The sequence below is a fragment of the Brevibacterium sp. ACRRH genome, from assembly GCF_022346365.1.
Taxonomy (GTDB): domain Bacteria; phylum Actinomycetota; class Actinomycetes; order Actinomycetales; family Brevibacteriaceae; genus Brevibacterium; species Brevibacterium paucivorans.
In genome coordinates this window covers 110,449-129,653 of sequence record NZ_JAKRMN010000005.1, presented here as the reverse complement: position 1 = coordinate 129,653, position 19,205 = coordinate 110,449, and the positions used below count along the sequence as shown (strand labels likewise).

At 59.0% G+C, this 19,205-nt stretch carries 20 protein-coding genes; 17 read left to right on the top strand and 3 right to left on the bottom strand.

Annotated features, from left to right (window positions below):
- The first annotated feature begins 389 nt into the window (after positions 1-389).
- From MHX53_RS06675 to MHX53_RS06665, 3 genes are all read left to right on the top strand, one after another.
- Positions 390-650, top strand: coding sequence for a hypothetical protein (locus MHX53_RS06675; protein WP_239271667.1), 261 nt, complete (start codon positions 390-392; stop codon positions 648-650).
- The gene (locus tag MHX53_RS06670; RefSeq protein ID WP_239271666.1) at positions 647-919 is read left to right on the top strand and encodes a hypothetical protein; all 273 of its coding nucleotides are present in this window, start codon (positions 647-649) and stop codon (positions 917-919) included. Before MHX53_RS06675 ends, MHX53_RS06670 begins: the two co-directional genes overlap by 4 nt.
- A gap of 75 nt (positions 920-994) precedes the next feature.
- Positions 995-1,984, top strand: a complete 990-nt coding sequence (locus tag MHX53_RS06665) for a tyrosine recombinase XerC (protein ID WP_239271665.1) — start codon at positions 995-997, stop codon at positions 1,982-1,984.
- Positions 1,985-2,054: 70 nt separating this feature from the next.
- Here MHX53_RS06665 and MHX53_RS06660 read toward each other — a convergent pair whose 3' ends face one another.
- The gene (locus tag MHX53_RS06660) at positions 2,055-2,717 is read right to left on the bottom strand and encodes an NAD(P)-binding oxidoreductase (protein WP_239271664.1); all 663 of its coding nucleotides are present in this window, start codon (positions 2,715-2,717) and stop codon (positions 2,055-2,057) included.
- A gap of 80 nt (positions 2,718-2,797) precedes the next feature.
- Positions 2,798-3,796, bottom strand: coding sequence for a D-alanyl-D-alanine carboxypeptidase family protein (locus tag MHX53_RS06655; protein ID WP_239271663.1), 999 nt, complete (start codon positions 3,794-3,796; stop codon positions 2,798-2,800).
- 381 nt (positions 3,797-4,177) lie between these two features.
- Here MHX53_RS06655 and rpsB point away from each other — a divergent pair, with 381 nt between their 5' ends.
- The 9 genes from rpsB to MHX53_RS06610 all read left to right on the top strand — a co-directional run bounded on the left by rpsB (position 4,178) and on the right by MHX53_RS06610 (position 11,828).
- Positions 4,178-5,134, top strand: coding sequence for a 30S ribosomal protein S2 (rpsB, locus tag MHX53_RS06650; protein ID WP_239271662.1), 957 nt, complete (start codon positions 4,178-4,180; stop codon positions 5,132-5,134).
- A 54-nt stretch (positions 5,135-5,188) separates the two neighbouring features.
- Positions 5,189-6,016 carry a translation elongation factor Ts gene (gene tsf / locus MHX53_RS06645; RefSeq protein ID WP_239271661.1) on the top strand — a complete coding sequence of 276 codons (828 nt, stop codon included), beginning with the start codon at positions 5,189-5,191 and terminating at the stop codon, positions 6,014-6,016.
- A 204-nt stretch (positions 6,017-6,220) separates the two neighbouring features.
- Entirely contained in the window at positions 6,221-6,853 is a 633-nt protein-coding gene (locus tag MHX53_RS06640; protein WP_239271660.1) for a peroxiredoxin, read from the top strand.
- A gap of 84 nt (positions 6,854-6,937) precedes the next feature.
- Positions 6,938-7,690 (top strand): UMP kinase, encoded by a 753-nt coding sequence (pyrH, locus tag MHX53_RS06635; protein WP_239271659.1) that lies wholly within the window; start codon positions 6,938-6,940, stop codon positions 7,688-7,690.
- A 59-nt stretch (positions 7,691-7,749) separates the two neighbouring features.
- Positions 7,750-8,307, top strand: a complete 558-nt coding sequence (gene frr / locus MHX53_RS06630) for a ribosome recycling factor (protein ID WP_239271658.1) — start codon at positions 7,750-7,752, stop codon at positions 8,305-8,307.
- Positions 8,297-9,244, top strand: coding sequence for a phosphatidate cytidylyltransferase (locus MHX53_RS06625; RefSeq protein WP_239271657.1), 948 nt, complete (start codon positions 8,297-8,299; stop codon positions 9,242-9,244). The genes frr and MHX53_RS06625 overlap by 11 nt, the downstream gene beginning before the upstream one ends.
- A 150-nt stretch (positions 9,245-9,394) precedes the next feature.
- Positions 9,395-10,651 (top strand): 23S rRNA (adenine(2503)-C(2))-methyltransferase RlmN, encoded by a 1,257-nt coding sequence (gene rlmN / locus MHX53_RS06620; protein WP_239271773.1) that lies wholly within the window; start codon positions 9,395-9,397, stop codon positions 10,649-10,651.
- Positions 10,652-10,660: 9 nt separating this feature from the next.
- Positions 10,661-11,218: a DivIVA domain-containing protein gene (locus tag MHX53_RS06615; RefSeq protein ID WP_239271656.1), complete on the top strand. Its 558-nt coding sequence runs from the start codon at positions 10,661-10,663 to the stop codon at positions 11,216-11,218.
- On the top strand, positions 11,211-11,828 hold the full coding sequence (locus tag MHX53_RS06610; RefSeq protein ID WP_239271655.1) for a hypothetical protein: 618 nt from the start codon (positions 11,211-11,213) through the stop codon (positions 11,826-11,828). The genes MHX53_RS06615 and MHX53_RS06610 overlap by 8 nt, the downstream gene beginning before the upstream one ends.
- 100 nt (positions 11,829-11,928) lie before the next feature.
- Here the strand turns inward: MHX53_RS06610 and MHX53_RS06605 are convergent, their stop codons facing one another.
- A complete protein-coding gene (locus MHX53_RS06605; protein ID WP_239271654.1) occupies positions 11,929-13,122 on the bottom strand; it encodes an acyl-CoA dehydrogenase family protein in 1,194 nt (397 codons plus the stop codon).
- A 154-nt stretch (positions 13,123-13,276) separates the two neighbouring features.
- Here MHX53_RS06605 and dxr point away from each other — a divergent pair, with 154 nt between their 5' ends.
- The 5 genes from dxr (at position 13,277) to MHX53_RS06580 (ending at position 19,191) form a co-directional block, all read left to right on the top strand.
- Positions 13,277-14,476: a 1-deoxy-D-xylulose-5-phosphate reductoisomerase gene (gene dxr / locus MHX53_RS06600; protein ID WP_239271653.1), complete on the top strand. Its 1,200-nt coding sequence runs from the start codon at positions 13,277-13,279 to the stop codon at positions 14,474-14,476.
- The gene (locus MHX53_RS06595) at positions 14,473-15,960 is read left to right on the top strand and encodes a site-2 protease family protein (RefSeq protein WP_239271652.1); all 1,488 of its coding nucleotides are present in this window, start codon (positions 14,473-14,475) and stop codon (positions 15,958-15,960) included. Before dxr ends, MHX53_RS06595 begins: the two co-directional genes overlap by 4 nt.
- 81 nt (positions 15,961-16,041) lie before the next feature.
- A complete protein-coding gene (ispG, locus tag MHX53_RS06590; protein ID WP_204515720.1) occupies positions 16,042-17,187 on the top strand; it encodes a flavodoxin-dependent (E)-4-hydroxy-3-methylbut-2-enyl-diphosphate synthase in 1,146 nt (381 codons plus the stop codon).
- A 38-nt stretch (positions 17,188-17,225) separates the two neighbouring features.
- Positions 17,226-18,017 (top strand): GNAT family N-acetyltransferase, encoded by a 792-nt coding sequence (locus MHX53_RS06585; protein ID WP_239271651.1) that lies wholly within the window; start codon positions 17,226-17,228, stop codon positions 18,015-18,017.
- 181 nt (positions 18,018-18,198) lie between these two features.
- On the top strand, positions 18,199-19,191 hold the full coding sequence (locus tag MHX53_RS06580) for a cytochrome b/b6 domain-containing protein (protein ID WP_180965335.1): 993 nt from the start codon (positions 18,199-18,201) through the stop codon (positions 19,189-19,191).
- Positions 19,192-19,205 lie beyond the last annotated feature (14 nt).

Genomic DNA, 19,205 nt, shown 5'->3' with positions numbered 1-19,205 from the left:
TATGGGACTTCTGTGCCGTACGCAAAAGGCAGGATTGCGAGTGGCTTCCCAAGCGCAAGGCCGGACACGATCGTGACCAATACCTTCGCGCTGGTCGGCTGGTCCTGGTAGCTCTTAAGTTAAGTCTGACCGTTGCTGAAGCTCACTCGGTGGTTGGTGTGCTTATGATGAAAGGCCGAGCGGCAAAGGACTGGCATGGGTGGAAGAAGCATGGCTAGAGGGGCCGCGGCGCTTGATGATTCTGTGTGATGCAGGGTGGTGTTGCTAGTTGTCCTCCACTCCTTTTGTTCTTAACCGTTGACACATACGCTAGATGTGTATGCAGATAGGAGATTGTTGGGCTGACGGCGATTAACCTGGCGCCGGTGTTCACACTCGAACGGGCCCGTATGGCTGGACTGCGCAAGCATGAGGTATACGACCTGCTCGCGGCTGAGGAGATCGAGCGCGTGGGACGTGGCGTGTATCTTTACCCCGGCATGCCTGATGAGCGCTTTGTTTCTCTCGCCGCCGCGACCGCCCTGCGATCGGAGGCGACGATGTGCCTGACCAGCGCGCTCGCGCATCATGACCTCACCGACGTGATCCCGTTCGACACCGACATACCTTACCGCGCGGAACAAGGCACCCGGCAGGGTTCGACCACGTGACCTGGCACAGCTTCGCCACCGACACCTTCCTCCTCGGGCGTGAAACACGCCGTGTTGCTCCGGGCGTGACGGTGGCGATCTACTCGCCCGAGCGGACCATCATCGATTGCTTCCGACTCATGCATCACGAGGGCAGCGAGACTGCCTACGAGGCGCTCCGGCGATGGCTGCGTCGTACCGGGTCAACGCCCGCGAGGTTGCTGCGCATGGCCGATGCCTTCCCCAAGGTGAAGCCGCGGCTACGCCTGGCGTTGGAGATACTGCTATGACTGCGGCGCCGAGCCGCGACAGCCACGATCAACTGGGTTAAAGAAACAGGTTTAGAGAGCTTGTATCCTTGAAGAATGGCGACTTCCCCACACAACGCCACCGCAACTGGCGAACCTCAACGTAACCGGTTGAGTGCCGAATACGTCGACGCACTTAACCGCTTTCACAACGAACTGACGGTACACAAGAACGCATCGGAACACACCGTGCGCAACTACATCGCCGACGCCACCAACCTCATGCAATTCCTCACCCACGACGGCAACGGTGACCCCATTCATTTGACCGACATCGAAATCGGCAACCTCCGCCAGTGGCTCCTACACCTATCGTCCCAAGGCGCGTCGTCCGGAACCCTCGCCCGTCGCATCGCAGGTATCCGGTCGTTCTTCACCTTCACCACTCGGGCAGGCATCACCGCCACTAACCCGGCCAGCAGACTATCCACGCCCAAAAAAGCTACCCGCCTGCCCACCGTTTTACAGCAGTCCCACACAGAAGACGTACTCACACAACCTTTTGAGCCGCCCGCCGACGGCGCGAAACTCACCAAGACCCAACGCGCCGCACGCACACGCGACATCGCACTCGTCGAACTGCTGTACGCCACCGGCATGCGCGTATCCGAACTCGTCAACCTCGACACCACCGACGTCGACTGGACCGCCGGACTCATCACGGTCCTAGGAAAAGGAGACAAGCAGCGCCGAATCCCATTCGGTGGCCCTTCACAACGCGCACTCACCGAATGGTTAGAAGTCAGGAACCACCTGGCCAGTGACGGTCAAGAAGCCCTGTTTGTAGGCGTCCGAGGTGGCAGAATCAACCAGCGCCAAGTACGCGACGTGGTCCACAAGGCGACGGCCAAACGAGCCAACTCACCGGAAATCTCGCCCCACGGCCTACGCCACTCGGCTGCCACCCACATGGTTGAAAACGGGGCCGACATCCGCCAAGTGCAAGAGTTCCTGGGCCACGCCACCCTGAGCTCAACCCAGATATACACGCACGTGAGCCTGGGCAAACTTAAAGACTCCTATACGCAGGCCCACCCACGCGCCTAAGCGTGTGAGTGGGCCTCGCCGTGTGCTTGTGTTTCGCCAGCGCCTGACACTCAGGCGCGACTATCGAGAATTAAGCAAGAAACGCGTTGAGCGAGTCCTCCATCGGGGTGTCCCCGTCGAGGATGTCCAGGTCCTTCCCGTACGTGCGCTCATCGGTCAGGATGTGCAGAATGAAGTTCGCTACATCGGCACGCGCCGTAGTCGACCCCTTACGCACCTCACCCTGGGAAACCGAAAGCTTCCCAGTCTCGGGCTCATCTGTCAGACGCCCAGGTTTGACAATCGTGAAGTCCAAGTCGGACGCCCGAAGCGAGTCATCAGCAATACGCTTTGCATCCCAGTACGCGGCAAAGACCGGGTCAGTGCCTTCCGCAGTTGGGTGCTCTGCACCAACGAACGACACCTGCACGAACCGGCTCACACCCGCTTCCTTGGCTGCCTGCTGAGAAGTGATCGCTGCTTTCAAGTCCGAGGTGTATTTCCGGAACACACCCGAACCTCCACCCGCACCAGCGAGGAACACAACGGCGTCGTGACCGTTAACGACCTCGGCCAGTTCTGAAACCGCCGCTGTCTCTACATCGAGAACTACTGGGTGAGCGCCCATAGCGCTGAGCTCATCGACATGATCAGGGTTTCTCACCACGCTGGTGATATCGACGTCACCTTTGCGTTCAGTGACGAGACGAGCAATTTTTCCGTGTCCACCAATGATTGCAATACGTGTGCTCATACTCGCGAAACACACACTTCGTGCGAACTATTCCATGTGTACTGCATCGCCATCATGTTTGACGGTCTCAGCCCACCGGTTTAGCCCATGAACTCCCAGTGCCACGGCTCGGGCAATGACCCGCCTTGGCGTGCCCAGCCAGGGTGATCCCACCCGTACTTTGGGCCGTTCGCACGCAACCACCGGTGCTCCGCTGTTCCAAAGCGGTTGATGCCACCACCGAGGTCCACGGCAAGGCCCCACCCGTGGTTCGACCTGCCCGGAGTGGCAGCCATTCTGCCTTTCCGCTTCTTCAGAATCACCTGCTGCTCATACGTGCGATATGAGTCAGTCACTGAGATCGGCCGGCCGAACTGGGCCTTGAACGCAGCCGATAACTCATCGAAGGCCCGCGCGGCGTCACATCTGAGCATGTGACCTGGCGCAGACTTCACGGCACACATCGCGACTGCTGGGATTCGTCCGTTTTGGTGCCCACCCCACGGGCCTGCGCCCTTACCTTTGCCCTTATAACTCGGCTGCTGATCGACCGCCAGGGGCTTGGGCGCTTGCGCCTCTGGCAAAAGGATCGAAGCGCCGGAAGAGAAGAAATTTACCGGGTTGAGGTAATCCTTCGCTCTGTCCTTACGCCATACACCTACATGCACGCACCCTTGCGGGCAATGCGAAGGGGAGGACACCGTAGCCATGTGCATCCCGGGAGTAATCTCATCGCCCTTCTTCAAATCGCTGTCCACCGACTCATAACTCACCACGTGGTTACCCACCTCGACACTCATGACGGGTTTTCCCGCAACCACTCCCACGAACCGCACCACGCCAAAACCTGGGGCACGCACGGGCTCACCGGGCAACGCCAGGACATCGATACCTCGGTGCCCGGACTGCCAATTCTTGTCAGGTTTATCGAAACCACGGACTACTTCAAACCCAGGCACCGGAGTCATCCACGTACCGGACGGTTCATCTGAGCGCTCACCGGGTGACGCATACACCGCGGAATCTGGAACATGTGTGGCACTTATCAGCGTCATCGCTAAAACGAGCCACGAAACTACAGTCAAAATTCGAGAAATCATGTACTTATAGCACTACGCGACCAGCACTGATAGAAGACCCGAAGCCAACCCTGTGGAAACCGCGGAGTCTTCCACAATCCTTTTGCCACGGGAACGAAAAACAATCCACACGCGTGGTGCCACAAGTACCTATTTGGCTACTCGCACGTGACCTGCATAAAATAGGGCCAGCAGGAGTGTCAAAACTCTTGACTACGCGTATCCGAGACACGAGCGGTGCCTCAGGTGCGTTTTATCCACACATATTCCTCCAACAGGACACGTGGGTGAAGCGTGGGCTATCGCCACGGATACCAGGAACAAACCGAAATCCGCACAGGGTCAACCCAGTTGGAACCTGTGCCCGAACGCGCGTAAGCGCCATGAAAGGAGGGCGTCGGCATGGCCGTCGTCACCACTCGCCAGTTGCTCGACTCCGGTGTTCACTTTGGTCACCAGACTCGTCGCTGGAACCCCAAGATGAAGCGTTTCATTTTCACGGAACGCAACGGCATTTACATCATTGACCTGCAGCAGACGCTGGGCTACATCGACACCGCATTCGAGTTCATCAAAGAAACCGTTGCGCACGGCGGATCGATCATGTTCGTCGGAACCAAGAAGCAGGCCCAGGAAGCGATTGCCGAACAGGCACAGCGCGTTGGTCAGCCATACGTGAACCAGCGCTGGTTGGGCGGTATGCTCACCAACTTCCAGACCATCTCTGGTCGTTTGCGTCGCCTGAAGGAACTCGAAGAAATCGACTTCGACGACGTAGCTGGTTCAGGTCACACCAAGAAAGAACTGCTCATCCTGTCGCGCGAAAAGGAAAAGCTTGAGCGCACACTGGGCGGTATCCGCGACATGCAGCGCACCCCTTCAGCAGTGTGGATCGTTGACACCAAGAAGGAACACCTGGCTGTTGACGAAGCTAAGAAGCTGGGTATCCCAATCGTGGGTATCCTCGACACCAACTGCGACCCTGACGAAGTTGACTACCCAATCCCAGGTAACGACGACTCGATCCGCTCCGTAGCCCTTCTGACCCGCGTCGTTGCAGACGCAGTTGCCGAAGGTCTGCTCAAGCGCCACTCGTCTGACGAAGGTGAAAAGAACGTCTCCGCTGTTGACGTTGAACCAATGCCAGAATGGGAACGCGAACTCCTCGAAGGTAAGAGCGGGGACGACGCTAAGGCAGAAGACGCTAAGGCTGACGAAGCCAAGGCAGAAGAAACAAAGGAAGCCAAGGACGAAACCAAGGCTGCCGACGCTAAGGAAGAACCCAAGGCAGAAGCAGCTCTGGAAGAATCCAAGGAAGAAGCCGCCGCTGACGCCGACGACAAGTCGACTGAAGCCTGACACGTTAGTGCTGTAACCCCACGCACGTAAATCCTCTCGACTATAGGAGATCACATGGCAAACTACACCGCCGCTGACATCAAGGCTCTGCGCGAAAAGACCGGTGCAGGCATGATGGACGTGAAGAAGGCTCTTGACGAGGCTCAGGGCGACCAGGCCAAGGCTGTTGAAATTCTGCGCGTTAAAGGCCTCAAGGGTGCCACCAAGCGTGAAGGACGTTCGACCTCGGACGGTCTTGTCGCTATCAAGACCGACGGTGGCGTCGGAACCATGATCGAATTCAACTCCGAAACAGACTTCGTTGCTAAGTCCGACAAGTTCATCAGCCTGGCTGACGAAATTCTGGAACTGGCAGTGGCGAACAACGCTTCGGACGCTGAAGAGTTCAAGAACGTGGAAATCGACGGCAAGCCTGTCTCCCAGATCATCACCGAAGGTGGTGCATCCCTGGGTGAAAAGGTTGACCTGAAGACCGTTGCGCGCCTCGAAGGTGCCAAGATCGCTTCCTACCTGCACCGTACCAACAAGGACCTGCCTCCACAGGTTGGTGTTCTGCTGGCATACGAAGGTGACAACGACCAGGCTGCACATGACGTAGCCGTGCACATTGCTGCTCTTGCACCTAAGTACTTCAGCCGCGAAGACGTTCCAGCTGAACTGGTTGAAAAGGAACGCGAAATCGCTTTGGAAACCGCAAAGAACGAAGGCAAGCCAGAAGCTGCTCTGCCAAAGATCGTTGAAGGCCGCGTCAACGGATTCTTCAAGGAAAACGTTCTGCTGGACCAGGGTTTTGCCAAGGAGCCAAAGAAGTCGGTTCAGTCCATCTTGGACGAAGCTGGCATCAAGGCAACCGGTTTCGCACGTGTGCGTGTGGGAGCCTAATCTAAGCGCTAGCTAACAAAAACGTGCCACCACATTTTTGTGGTGGCACGTTTTTGTTTTGCCCACGTTGCCCCGTAGGGATACGACTCTCCTAAGTTCACGTGGTCTTTACCCAGGTGGGGGCGGGTCTTTACCCTCTCGCGAGTCCGTGGTTACACCCAGCGTTTACTGTGTGGGGAATACCCACAATCGAAAGGACTCATGATGACCCTCATGCTCGGTGACGTAGCCCCAGATTTCACCTCCGAAACCTCGGCTGGCGAAATCTCGTTCCACGACTGGGCTGGTGACAACTGGGTTGTGCTCTTCTCGCACCCAGCCGACTTCACTCCCGTCTGCACCACCGAGCTGGGTCGCGTCGCACAGCTAAGCGAGGAATGGGCAAAGCGGGACGTCAAGCCAATCGCCCTGTCGGTGGACTCGAAGGAAGACCACGACAACTGGATCTCCGACATCAACTCCTACGGCAACACCACCGTGGAGTACCCCATCATCGCCGACCCCGACAAGAAAGTCGCGGAACTCTACGGCATGATCCACCCCAACGAAGGCGACACGTCATCGGTGCGTTCGGTGTTCGTCATTGACCCCGCCAAGAAGATCCGCCTCACCATGACCTACCCCAAGTCAACCGGGCGCAACTTCGACGAAATCCTGCGCGTGATCGACGCCCTCCAAACTGCAGACCGCGCAGAAGTCGCAACCCCCGTGGACTGGAAGAGTGGCGACCGGATCGTCGTCCCACCAACCGTCACCACTGACGAAGCCCGCGACCGCTTTGACGACGTCCAGGAGTCCTTCCCTTACCTGCGCACCGCCCAGATCCGCGAAAACTAGGTACCACCTCGGCGTCGCTTACACAAACGCTGTGGGCGACCGTTAGTATTAGAGGTGGCCCGCAAGTTTTGACGTGAGGATCCCATGGAATCGCCTGTTCATTTTTCTAGCCACGCAATGCATCCGGTTCGTACTGATCGCAGGCGAGTGCTTCTGAAACTGTCAGGTGAAGTTTTTGGTGGGGGATCCGTTGGGGTGAACCCGGACATTGTGTCGGCAATCGCTAAGCAGATCGTGCCTACCGTGCCCGAGGTGGAAATCAGTATCGTCGTAGGTGGCGGCAATTTCTTCCGCGGGGCGGAACTGCAGCAACGTGGAATGGACCGTACTCGTGCGGACTACATGGGCATGTTGGGCACCGTGATGAACTGCCTGGCTCTGCAGGACTTCTTGGAACAGCAGGGCGTGGACACGCGCGTTCAGACCGCGATCCCTATGAGCCAGGTGGCCGAGTCGTATATTCCGCGCCGCGCCATGCGACACATGGAAAAGGACCGCGTGGTCATTTTCGGCGCGGGTGCTGGACTGCCGTTCTTCTCAACCGACACCGTGGCCGCGCAGCGTGCGCTCGAAATCCACGCCGACGAAGTTCTCATTGCCAAGAACGGTGTGGACGGCGTGTACACCGCGGACCCCAAGAAGGACCCGTCGGCCACCAAGATTGACCACATCACCTTCCAGGACGCACTTACCCGAGGTCTCAAAGTCGTTGACGCGACCGCGTTCAGTTTGTGCATGGACAACTCCCTTCCCATGCGTGTGTTTGGCATGCAGGGTGACGGGAACTTGGAGCGCGCGATCATGGGCGAAGACATCGGAACCGTAGTCAGCGCATAGAGTCTGCCGTCCAGGTCACCCCAGGTAGGATTGAACAGAACGTTCCCAAGGAGAAGACATTGATCAACGGAATTCTTAAAGAAGCTAGCGCCAAAATGGATGGTGCGATCGAAGCTACCCAGTCCGCTTTCGGTAACGTACGTACCGGTCGTGCGAACCCTGCACTGTTTTCCAGCATCCCTGTGGAGTACTACGGCACTCCCACGCCTATGCAGCAGCTCGCATCGTTCCAGGTGCCTGAAGCACGCACCATTCTCATCACCCCATATGACCGCAGTGCGTTGACCGACATTGAGAACGCACTGCGTAACTCCGACATCGGCGCAAACCCCGCTAACGACGGAAACGTTATCCGCGTGACCCTCCCGGAACTCACCGAAGAGCGCCGCAAGGAGTACGTCAAGATCGTCAAGGGCGACGCTGAAGAAGGCCGCATCTCAGTGCGCAACGTGCGTCGCAAGGCCAAGGAACAGCTCGAACGCATCCAGAAGGACGGCGAAGCTGGTGAGGACGAAGTCAAGCACGCTCTTGGCGAGCTCGACGAACTCACCAAGAAGAAGGTCGACGAAATCGACTCGCTTTTGGCCGCTAAAGAAAAAGAGCTGCTTGAAGTCTGATTTGTCGTCTTACGACGAGCGCCAGTCGAATACTTCGGCTGGCGCCTCTTCGACTTCTCAGAACCCCGTCACGGGGGCTGAACCCAACCCGCAGGCACCTCAGCCGCCTAAAAAGGACTACGGGCGAGCCGGGCGTAACCTGCCCGCTGCGATCGCCGTGGGATTGGTGCTGGGTGGAGCAGTGCTTGCCAGCCTGGTGTTCATTCCCGAAATGTTCTTGGTCGTGGCACTCATTGGTGTCGTGGCTGCAACCTGGGAACTGTCCAACGCACTGAGCCGATCCGGTTCTAAAGTGGCGCGTGTTCCCACCATGATTTCGGCTGGGTTCATGATCCTGGCCGCGTATTTTCTGGGGCGTGAAGCGCTCTGGGTGACCTTCACACTGGGGTGCGGGTTCATCCTCATCTACAACCAGATCCGCCGGCACCGCCTCAACCCTGTAAAAGACGTGTGCTTGAGTATCTTTGCCCTCACGTATGTGGGGCTGATGGGCTCGTTCATTGCCTACATGTTGTCGTTTCCCATGGGCAACATGCTGGTGATCACCTTCCTGGCCATGGTCGTTGCTAGTGATACCGGTGGTTATACCTTTGGTGTTCTGTGGGGCAAACACCCCATTGCGCCTAGTATTTCGCCAAAGAAGTCCTGGGAAGGTTTTGCCGGATCCGCGCTTTTCTCCACCGTTGTAGGCGTGTGCATGGTGGTGCTGGCGTTCGGGGCCCCGTGGTGGACCGGCCTTGTTCTGGGCATGGTCATTCCGGTTTTCGCAACACTGGGTGACTTTTCTGAGTCGATGATCAAACGCGACTTGGGTCTCAAAGACATGGGCACGCTGTTGCCTGGTCACGGGGGAGTCATGGATCGGCTGGACTCGATTCTTCCGACCGCTCCGGTGGCTCTCGCTCTGTACCACTTCTTGCCGGGGCTCCTGTTCTAGGTGGACCGGTTCTAGGTGGACCGGACAACACGCTAAGTGTCTGTCTGAGCTAATTCGTGCGATACTGGGAGGGCCATGGCCCAGAATTTAACACCTCGTCAGGTACGCCCTGTTGTCGAACATGAGGACGGAACGACCTCGAAAACCCCCATGCGGGACGGTCGGCCCCTCCTGAATTTCCGTTCACCTCGGGTAAAACAGCCACCTCAGCACCTAGCCGACTTGTCGCTAGAAGAACTGACGCAGGCTGTCAAAGACAAAGGGCTTCCCGGGTTCCGTGCCAAACAGCTGGCCACCCACTACTACGTACACAACACCACTGACCCAGCTGACATGACCGACTTGCCGGCCGATCAGCGCGAAGAACTCGCTGCAGAGTTCTTCCCACCACTGCTCACCGAGGTCAGGCGCCTGCGCACCGAAGATGGTGACACCATCAAGTTCCTGTGGCGGCTGTTCGACGGTGCCATGGTCGAATCCGTGCTCATGCGCTACCGTAACCGCATCACCGTGTGCGTGTCCTCGCAGTGTGGGTGCGGCATGAACTGCCCCTTCTGCGCAACCGGTCAGCAGGGCCTCACCCGTAACATGTCCACGGCCGAAATTGTCGACCAAGTCATCCAAGCAAACCGCGTGATCGCAGCCGGGGAACTGGCGCCTGCCACCGCAACGACCACCAACTACCTGGGCGAAGAGGCAGCTGAAGTCGGCTCCGAAGCCGACACCCCCGAAAGCGCCACAGACACACCAGCAGAAACCGGCGCCGCAGACGCCCAAGCTGCAACCACCTCGGCCGGGGTACACGACCGTGTCACCAACGTAGTGTTCATGGGAATGGGGGAACCGCTGGCCAACTACAAGCGCGTCATGAACGCGGTGCGCCGCTTCACAACCCCCGCGCCAGCCGGCCTGGGCATGTCGCCGCGCCGCATCACCGTGTCGACCGTGGGCCTGGTGCCTGGCATCAAGAAACTCGCCACGGAAAACATTCCGGTGACGTTCGCACTGAGCCTGCACGCGCCGGATGACGACCTGCGCGACGAAATGATCCCCGTCAACACGCGGTGGAACGCCGACGAAGCGATCGACGCCGCATACGACTACTACAAAACCACTGGCCGGCGCGTGTCGATCGAATACGCGCTCATTAAAGACATGAACGACCACGCGTGGCGTGCGGAGCTTCTGGCTAAGAAGCTCAACGCCCGAGGTCGTGGCTGGGTTCACGTGAACCCAATCCCGCTGAATCCCACGCCGGGGTCCGTATGGACGGCTTCCGAGCCCGAGGTTGCCGCTGAGTTTGTGCGCAGGCTCGTCAAGGCGGGGGTACCGACTACAATTCGAGACACACGCGGTAAAGACATCGACGGTGCGTGTGGTCAGCTGGCTGCTGAGGATGAGGACTAAGGAGACGCTTTGGAACAGAACTTCCCCAAGATGTCGGGGTGGAAGAACGGTTATGACCCGGCACAGGTCGACAGCTTCTTCAAGCGCGCCCGCGAAAGCTTTGAGCGCGAAACCCCTCAGCCCGGTGACCTGGACGCGCGTGCGGTGCGCACTGTTGGTTTTGACCTAAAGCGCGGCGGCTACCACGTGGGCGTTGTCGACGCGGCCCTTGACCGTTTGGAGGACGCGTTCGCCAAGCGTAGCCGTGAGCAGTTGGTCGCCACCTCTGGTGAGGACGCTTGGGTTGATGAGCTCACGCGCGCTGCCGGTTCGTTGCGTGGGCGTTTGAGCCGTGCACCGGGCGAGCGTTTTAACCTGGCTGGCCGCGGAACCATTGGCTACGACATCGAAGAAGTCGACGAACTGTGCGACAAGATCAACGCGTACTTCACCGATGGCCTAGCGATGAGCGTGGACGAGGTTCGTCGCGTCCTGTTCAAGATCCGCAAGGGCAAGAAGGCGTACAACGAAGACCAGGTGGATGCGTTTATCGACCGTGTTGTTGAAGTGATGGCTTCGGTTGACTGATATCCACTGGTTTGCCCGGCCCGGCGTTCGCGGGGAGGGCCACCCGGGGCTCATGAACCCGGTGTATGAGCTGTTGGATTTCCCCGTTGCCATGGGTCGCGCTGATGACGTGTTTGTGCGCGATCGCAACTGCTTTGGGGAGTTGGTGGAGCTTACTTTCGCCGAGGTGTTAGACCGCTCCGCGAAGTTCGCTGGCGTGTTGCGCCTGATGGAAGTGGGCGAAGGGACGTGCGTGTCGGTTGCGACCGAGGTGTCCCCGCTGACAGCCCACCTGGTGAAATTGGGTGCGTGGCGTGTGGGCGCGTGTGTCGCATCCGCGGACTCCGGCGCCCCGGTTCGGATTGTGGCGGGGGAGACGCCCGCTCAGAGTCCCAGCGAGCGAGGTGCCCACCAGGCATTTTCTAAGCCCGTGAAGGCGTTGCCCAGCCATTTTGAAGGCGCTGTTGCCCTGTTTGAGGGTAACGAGTTTGTCCTGGACACGGTTGTGCGCGATGCACGGGTTGAGCCGGCCTCCGTGGTGGAGCTTCGCCCCGACGCCGTTGTGCAGTGTTCCAACGCACCCAATACTCAGCGCTTGACAGCCGTGGAAGCGATCAAAGCATACTCGTAGGCTACGTACCCTCTGGGCCTGAATGCCAAAACGCGAAAGTGGCCAGGAACAGCTCAACCGTTCCCAGCCACCTCACTTTAGACGACCTATACGTATCTCGTTACGCGAACGCGTTGATACCGGTGAGCGAACGTCCCAACGTGAGCTGGTGAACCTCGTGAGTACCTTCGTACGTAAGAACGGTTTCCAGGTTAATGGCGTGGCGCAGCGGCGAGTATTCGCTGGTAATACCCGAACCACCGAACAGCGCACGCAAGTCACGGCAGATGTTCATCGCGGTGTCGGCGGTGACCATCTTGCCCAAGCTGATCTGTTCAGGGCGAACACCCGTGGTGTCCTTGAGCTTGCCCAGGTGGGCTGCCAGCAGGGTGATCTGTGAGTACTGACCAAAGGCCTTTGCCAGCTTCTGCTGCGTGATCTGGAATGCCGCGAGTGGCTTGTCGAACTGGATACGTGAACCGGTGTACATGAGCGCCTGCTCAAGTGCGTCGCGAGCAGCACCAGTAGCACCAAACACAATCCCAAAACGAGCTTCAGACAAGCACGTGAGTGGCCCGCGCAGACCCTTGGCCTTAGGCATCATGGCGTCAGCAGGGAGGCGCACGTTGTCCAGTACGATTTCACCCGTAATGGACGCGCGCAGCGACAGTTTGCGTTGAACCTTGGGGCACTCAACACCAGGTGTGTCGGTCGGAACCACGAAACCACGGATGACGGGGCGACCCTTGTCGTCCTCTTCGTCGGTCTTAGCCCACACAACGGCAACATCCGCAACAGGGGAGTTGGTGATCCACATTTTTGCGCCGTTGAGCACCCAGTCGTCACCGTCGCGCTTGGCCACAGTGCGCATGTTGGACGGATCGGATCCCACATCAGGTTCGGTCAGACCAAAGCACCCAATGGCTTCACCCTGAGCCATGCGTGGCAGCCACTCGTTCTTCTGCTCTTCCGAACCCCAGTGGTGGATTGCGAACATTGCAAGCGATCCCTGCACGGACACCAGCGAACGCAGACCGGAGTCCACGGCTTCAAGTTCGCGGCACGCCAGGCCGTACTGGGTTGCGGTGGAACCGGCGCATCCGTAGCCTTCCAGGTGCATACCTAGGACGCCCAGCTGGCCCAGTTCTTTGGCGAGCTCACGAGCCGGAATGGTGCCTTCTAAGTACCAGTCGCCGATCTTGTCACGCAGGTTGTCATCGGCCCATTGGCGAACAACACCGGCCCATTCGAGGTCTTCTTTGCTAAAAACCGAGTCGATTTGCAGGATTTCGTCCGGTGTTTGCGTCTTTGCCACGTTTTTCTCCTTGTTGTCGTTGGTGTAGATGCGCGAATGCGTATCCGATTCGTCTATTTGCACTGTACATTGCGTGTTCCGTGTCACTAAACCCGGCCCGAGGTTGCGGGGGCTGGCTCAGCGTCCTCTGCAGTTATCGTGTCAAGATTGTCTGGTGGCTGTTCGACAAATCGCGATTTTAGGTTCAACTGGTTCGATCGGAACGCAGGCGTTAGAGCTCATTTCTGCTCACCCTGACCGGTTTCGTGTGTCGGCGCTGTCTGCGGGTGCCAACGTTGAGTTGCTGGCCCGTCAGGCGGTTGAGTTCGGGGTGTCTGTCGTTGGGTGTGCTTCCCACGCCGAGGCGGTAGTTGCCTCCGCGGTGGACGCAGCCGCCAGCGAAGCGGGTAAACCGAACTCGGTGCGTGAGATCGTGTGTGGCCCTGAAGCTGCCGCAACGATTGCGGCCATGCCCACTGACACGGTGCTCAACGCCATCACGGGAGCAGCTGGTCTGACCGCCACCCATGCCAGCCTGCAGGCCGGAACGGACACGGCTCTAGCGAACAAGGAGTCCCTCATCATCGGGGGAACCATGATCACGGACTTAGCGGCCTCGACGGGCGCTCGCCTTCTTCCTGTTGACTCGGAGCACTCTGCTCTGTGGCAGGCGTTGCGCGCGGGCACTCACCGGGAGGTCGACAGGTTAGTCTTAACCGCCTCGGGCGGACCTTTCCGAGGCATGACCCGCGAACAGCTAGAACGTGTGACCCCGCAACAAGCGCTCAAACACCCCACGTGGGACATGGGACGGGTGATCACCACGAATTCGGCGAGCCTGGTGAACAAGGGGCTCGAAGTGATTGAGGCGCACCTGCTGTTTGACGTGCCGTATGACCGGATCGACGTGGTGGTCCACCCGCAGAGCAACATTCATTCCATGGTGCAGTTCGTGGACGGTTCCACACTGGCGCAAGTGTCGCCACCGGACATGAAACTTCCGATCGCATACGCCTTGGGGTACGAAGAACACATTCCCGCCGCCACGGTCCCGAACGACTGGTCACAACCCGTGACGTGGACCTTTGAACCGGTCGATCACCAAGCGTTCCCCGCGTTGGGGTTGGCGGCTCGGGCCGGGCAAGCCGGGGGCGTACACCCCGCGTGGTACAACGCCAGCAATGAAGTGTTCGTGGACGCGTTCCATGATGGGCACATCAGTTTCACCGCAATCAGCGACGGCCTGGCGGCGGCCCTAGACAAGGCCGACCAGTTGAACGCAGACCACACGATAGCTGGTGGCCTTACACTTGAACACGTCCTGGAAGCTGACGCACACGCCCGCGCTTGGGCTCACGAGTGGGTGAACGCATGACAATCCTTCTGTACATTCTGGGAGTCATTCTTTTCTTAGCCGCAATTGGCTTGTCGATTGGACTCCACGAAATCGGTCACTTGGTGCCTGCTAAGAAGTTCGGCGTCAAGGTCACCGACTACATGATCGGGTTTGGCCCAACCCTGGTGTCGTTTAAACGTGGGGAAACACGGTACGGAATCAAACTTCTCCCGTTGGGTGGGTTCATCGCGATGCCGGGAATGTACCCGCCCAAAGAAGCCACGCACACACGCGCTCAAGACGTACCAAACGAAAAAACCGTTCAAGGGATCGTGCGCGAAGCAGCCAAGAAACGTCACGCCAACCAGGAGCTGGCTGACCCTCAACAGCCCGTGGTGACCGACACGCGGCAGGACGGTACACCTCGGAAGGGGCGTCTGTTTGAAAACACCCTGGCCGACGCCCGCGAATTCTCCAACCGGGGGATCGAACCCGGTGAAGAACACCGCACGTTCTACGCGCTCAACCTGCCCAAACGCCTGGTCGTGATGTTCGGCGGGCCGTTCATGAACCTACTGCTGGGAATCGGGATCCTGGCGTTAGTGCTCTTAGGAATCGGGGTGCCGGGCCCATCCACCACCGTGGCGACCGTGGTCGAATGTGCCGTCCCCGCGTCAGAAGCTCAAGCGCGACAAGCGGCAGGCAACGACGACTGCACGCCCAAGGACCAGCTCACACCCGCATGGGAAACCGGCATCAAACCAGGTGACAAAATCCTCGAAATCGGGGGCACCCCAGTTGAGTCATGGGACCACATGACTGAACAGATCCGCGCTGCCGCCGGAACCACGGTCCCCATCAAACTGGAGCGCGACGGCCAGGTGATCACAAAGGACGTGCCGATTATCACCTCGGAACGCCCCAAAACCGACGAACATGGCAGCCCCATCGTCAACTCCGACGGCACCCCCGAAACCGAACAAGCCGGGTTCCTGGGAGTCTCACCCACGCAAGAACTCACCCCCATCCCTGTGAGCGAATTCCCCGCCACGGTCGGGTCCTCGATCACCCAGACTTTCAGCGCGCTGTTCCATTTGCCGCAGCGCCTGGTCGAGATTGGGCAGATCGCCATCAATGGGGGAGACCGGCCAGCTGACGGACCAATCGGCGTCGTGGGAATCGGGCGCGTGGCCGGCGAAATCGTGTCCACCGATCTGTTCGACGTCGTGGACAAAATCCAACTGGGGTTGAGCCTCGTGGCCTCGCTGAACTTCTTCCTGTTCGCCTTCAACCTAGTGCCATTGCTGCCCCTGGACGGTGGTCACATCGCAGTCGCGCTGTATGAAGGCGCTCGCCGGCGAATCAACCTTGCCCGAGGTCGTGGCATCGTTGGTCCGTTCGACACCGCCCGGTTGCTACCGCTCACCTACGGGGTCGTGGGAGTCATGCTGGTCATGACGCTCCTTTTGCTGTACGTGGATCTGTTCAATCCGATCACGCTGCGCGATCTGTTTGGCGGTTAGGGCCAGTCGCGGACTAGGTCGAATAAGGACACCGAACACACGAAGACATAGAATGAACGTACATCGCGTGGAAGGGAAAGAATGCCTGCCGTAAATCTTGGAATGCCATCGACTCCCACTGTTTTGGCGCCGCGTCGCAAAACCCGCCAAATCAAAGTTGGAAGCGTAGGGGTGGGGTCAGACTATCCCGTGAGCGTGCAGTCCATGACCACCACCAAAACCACGGACATCAACGGCACGTTGCAGCAGATCGCCGAACTCACCGCGTCCGGGTGCGACATCGTCCGCGTGGCTTGCCCCAGCGCCGACGACGCTGAAGCACTCCCAGCGATCGCCCAGAAATCACAGATCCCCGTGATCGCTGACATCCACTTCCAGCCCAAGTACGTGTTTGCGGCGATCGAGGCCGGCTGCGCAGCGGTTCGTGTGAACCCCGGTAACATCCGCAAGTTCGACGACCAGGTGAAAGAAATCTCCCAGGCCGCCAAGGACCACGGCACCTCGATCCGCATCGGTGTCAACGCCGGGTCACTGGACAAGCGCATCATGGAGAAGTTCGGAAAAGCCACGCCTGAAGCCCTGGTCGAATCGGCCGTGTGGGAAGCCTCGCTGTTCGAAGAGCACGACTTCCACGACTTCAAAATCTCGGTCAAACACCACGACCCCGTCATCATGGTCGAGGCCTACCGCCAACTTGCCGAACGTGGAGACTGGCCGCTCCACCTCGGCGTGACCGAAGCCGGCCCCGCCTTCCAGGGGACCATCAAATCTGCGACCGCGTTTGGGGCGCTTTTGGCAGAAGGCATTGGTGACACGATTCGTGTGTCACTGTCTGCGCCGCCGGTTGAAGAAGTCAAGGTGGGAACCCAGATCCTGCAGTCGCTCAACCTCAAGCAGCGCAAGCTCGAAATTGTGTCGTGCCCGTCGTGCGGACGCGCGCAGGTGGACGTGTACGAGCTGGCCGATAAAGTCACTGAAGGTCTCAAAGGCCTGGACGTGCCGTTGCGCGTGGCCGTCATGGGGTGCGTTGTCAACGGTCCCGGTGAAGCACGCGAAGCCGACCTGGGTGTCGCATCTGGCAACGGCAAAGGCCAGATCTTCGTCAAGGGTGAAGTCATCAAGACCGTGCCCGAGTCCAAGATCGTGGAAACCCTGATCGAAGAAGCCCTGCGCATCGCTGAAGAGAACGGCGACCCGTCCGGCGAAGCAGAGGTTGTCGTCGGTTGATCCGGCTAGCGCCCCTGCTTCACCATCACACATCGTGGGTGCAGGGCGTATGTGCGGGTGACCCTGCAGGCACCATCACCATCCAGCGACTCGTTGACGGGGCTTGTACCGCTCAAATCGACGCACCGTCCGGTGTCCTGTGGGGCACCGTCAGCGAACAGGGGAGCGCCCTGCCACCAGAGTCGGTTTTCTGGATTGGGTACTCCGTCACCCCGCTCACCCCGTCTCTCAACGGGGTCGCTGACGTGGCGTCGCTTCTCAACCGCCGAGGTCGTTACCCGTGTTCGCTGGTGGGGCACCGAGAGCCGGTTTTGGATGTGTATCGCCGGCTAGTGTGGGGGCCACCTCGGGGAGTGCGACCGCACCAACCGTTGCTGGTCGCATGTGAGCGGCCGGACGTTGACGAGATCCCGGTCCGCGTCGCCAGGACCGACGAATACACACAGGTGTATGAAGCCTCCGTGGCGATGTTCAAAGAAGAAGTGGGGTTCTCACCTGAACAGCCCAACCCCTCCGGATACCGGGCGCGCGTGCGATCACTCTTGACCGGTGGGCACACGCTTGTGCTCAGCGACGGGAACACCCTGATCTTCAAAGCCGACCTGGGCGTGATCTCTAGTCGAGCAGTCCAAGTCCAAGGCGTGTGGGTCCACCCCGCCTACCGCGGCCAAGGAATCGCCAGCCGAGCCATGGTCTCCGTGACGCGACACGCCCTGGCGTACGCACCCACGGTGAGTTTGTACGTCAACTCATTTAACACCTCGGCGCTGGGCGCTTATGCGCGCGCTGGCTACCGGCAGATAGGCGAATTCGCCACAGTCATGTACTGACGCGGCTCCCTGACGTGGCGACTCAACAGGTGGGACGTGACGGCTCGCACAGTCGTAAAAGGTGACCCTGTGCACATGAAAATCTCAGAATGATCTAGCATTGAGGTGTTTCAATACGGCCTTTGGCCGGAACCTGTCGGTCGAGGCGCACGCGCCTCCCTGAACATACGGACGTTTAAATATGATGATGGCAACTTCGAAAAAGAAGAAGAAAAAGAAGAAGGGAAAGAAGGGGAAGAAGGGCGCGTCCTTTGATCCCAAGTCCCTGATCAAACCCGCAATCTGGGCGGGTGTGGCGATTGTCGCGATTGTCATCGTGGTGCTCATTGCCAACTGGCTGCGAAGCCTCGACGCTGTTGCGGCCTTCATTGAGAAGTACCCGGGCGAATACGAGCTGCCAGAAGGTGCGCCGGTCGGGTTCCCCGCATGGCTGAACTGGCAACACTTCCTCAACATGTTCTTCATGTTGCTGATTGTTCGTTCAGGATGGCTCATCCGTTCCACGCCTAAGCCGGACTCGTTCTGGACGCGCGACAACACCAAGTTCATCAAGACCAAGGGCGAACCTAAGAAGATCTCGATGAACCACCTCATCCACTTCTCGTTCGACACGCTGTGGGTGCTCAACGGTGTGATCTTCTTTATTCTGCTGTTCGTGACCGGCCAGTGGATGCGTATCGTCCCCACCAGCTGGGAAGTTTTCCCGAACGCGCTGTCTGCTGCCCTGCAGTACGCTTCCATGAACTGGCCAGTGGAAAACGGCTGGGTCAACTACAACGGTCTGCAGCAGCTTGCCTACTTCACCACCGTGTTCATTGCTACTCCGCTGGCCATGATCACTGGTCTGCGCATGTCAGAGGTGTGGCCCATTAAGGGTAAGTTCAACGACGTGTACCGCGTTGAGCACGCTGCAAAGGTCCACTTCCCAGTCATGATCTACTTCGTTGCGTTCACTGCAGTTCACGTGTTCCTGGTATTCGCAACCGCAATTGTGGCAGGCAAGGGACCGTTCGCGAACCTCAGCCACATGTTTGCGGCCGCACCGGACAAACCAATCCTGGGTCTGATCCTGTTCCTGGTTGCCGTGGTTGTCATGGCAGCTGCGTGGGTAGTCATCCGCCCAATCTTCGTAGCACCAGTAGCCGGCAAGTTCGGAAACGTGACAACCCGCTAGCAGCTCGGTTCCCG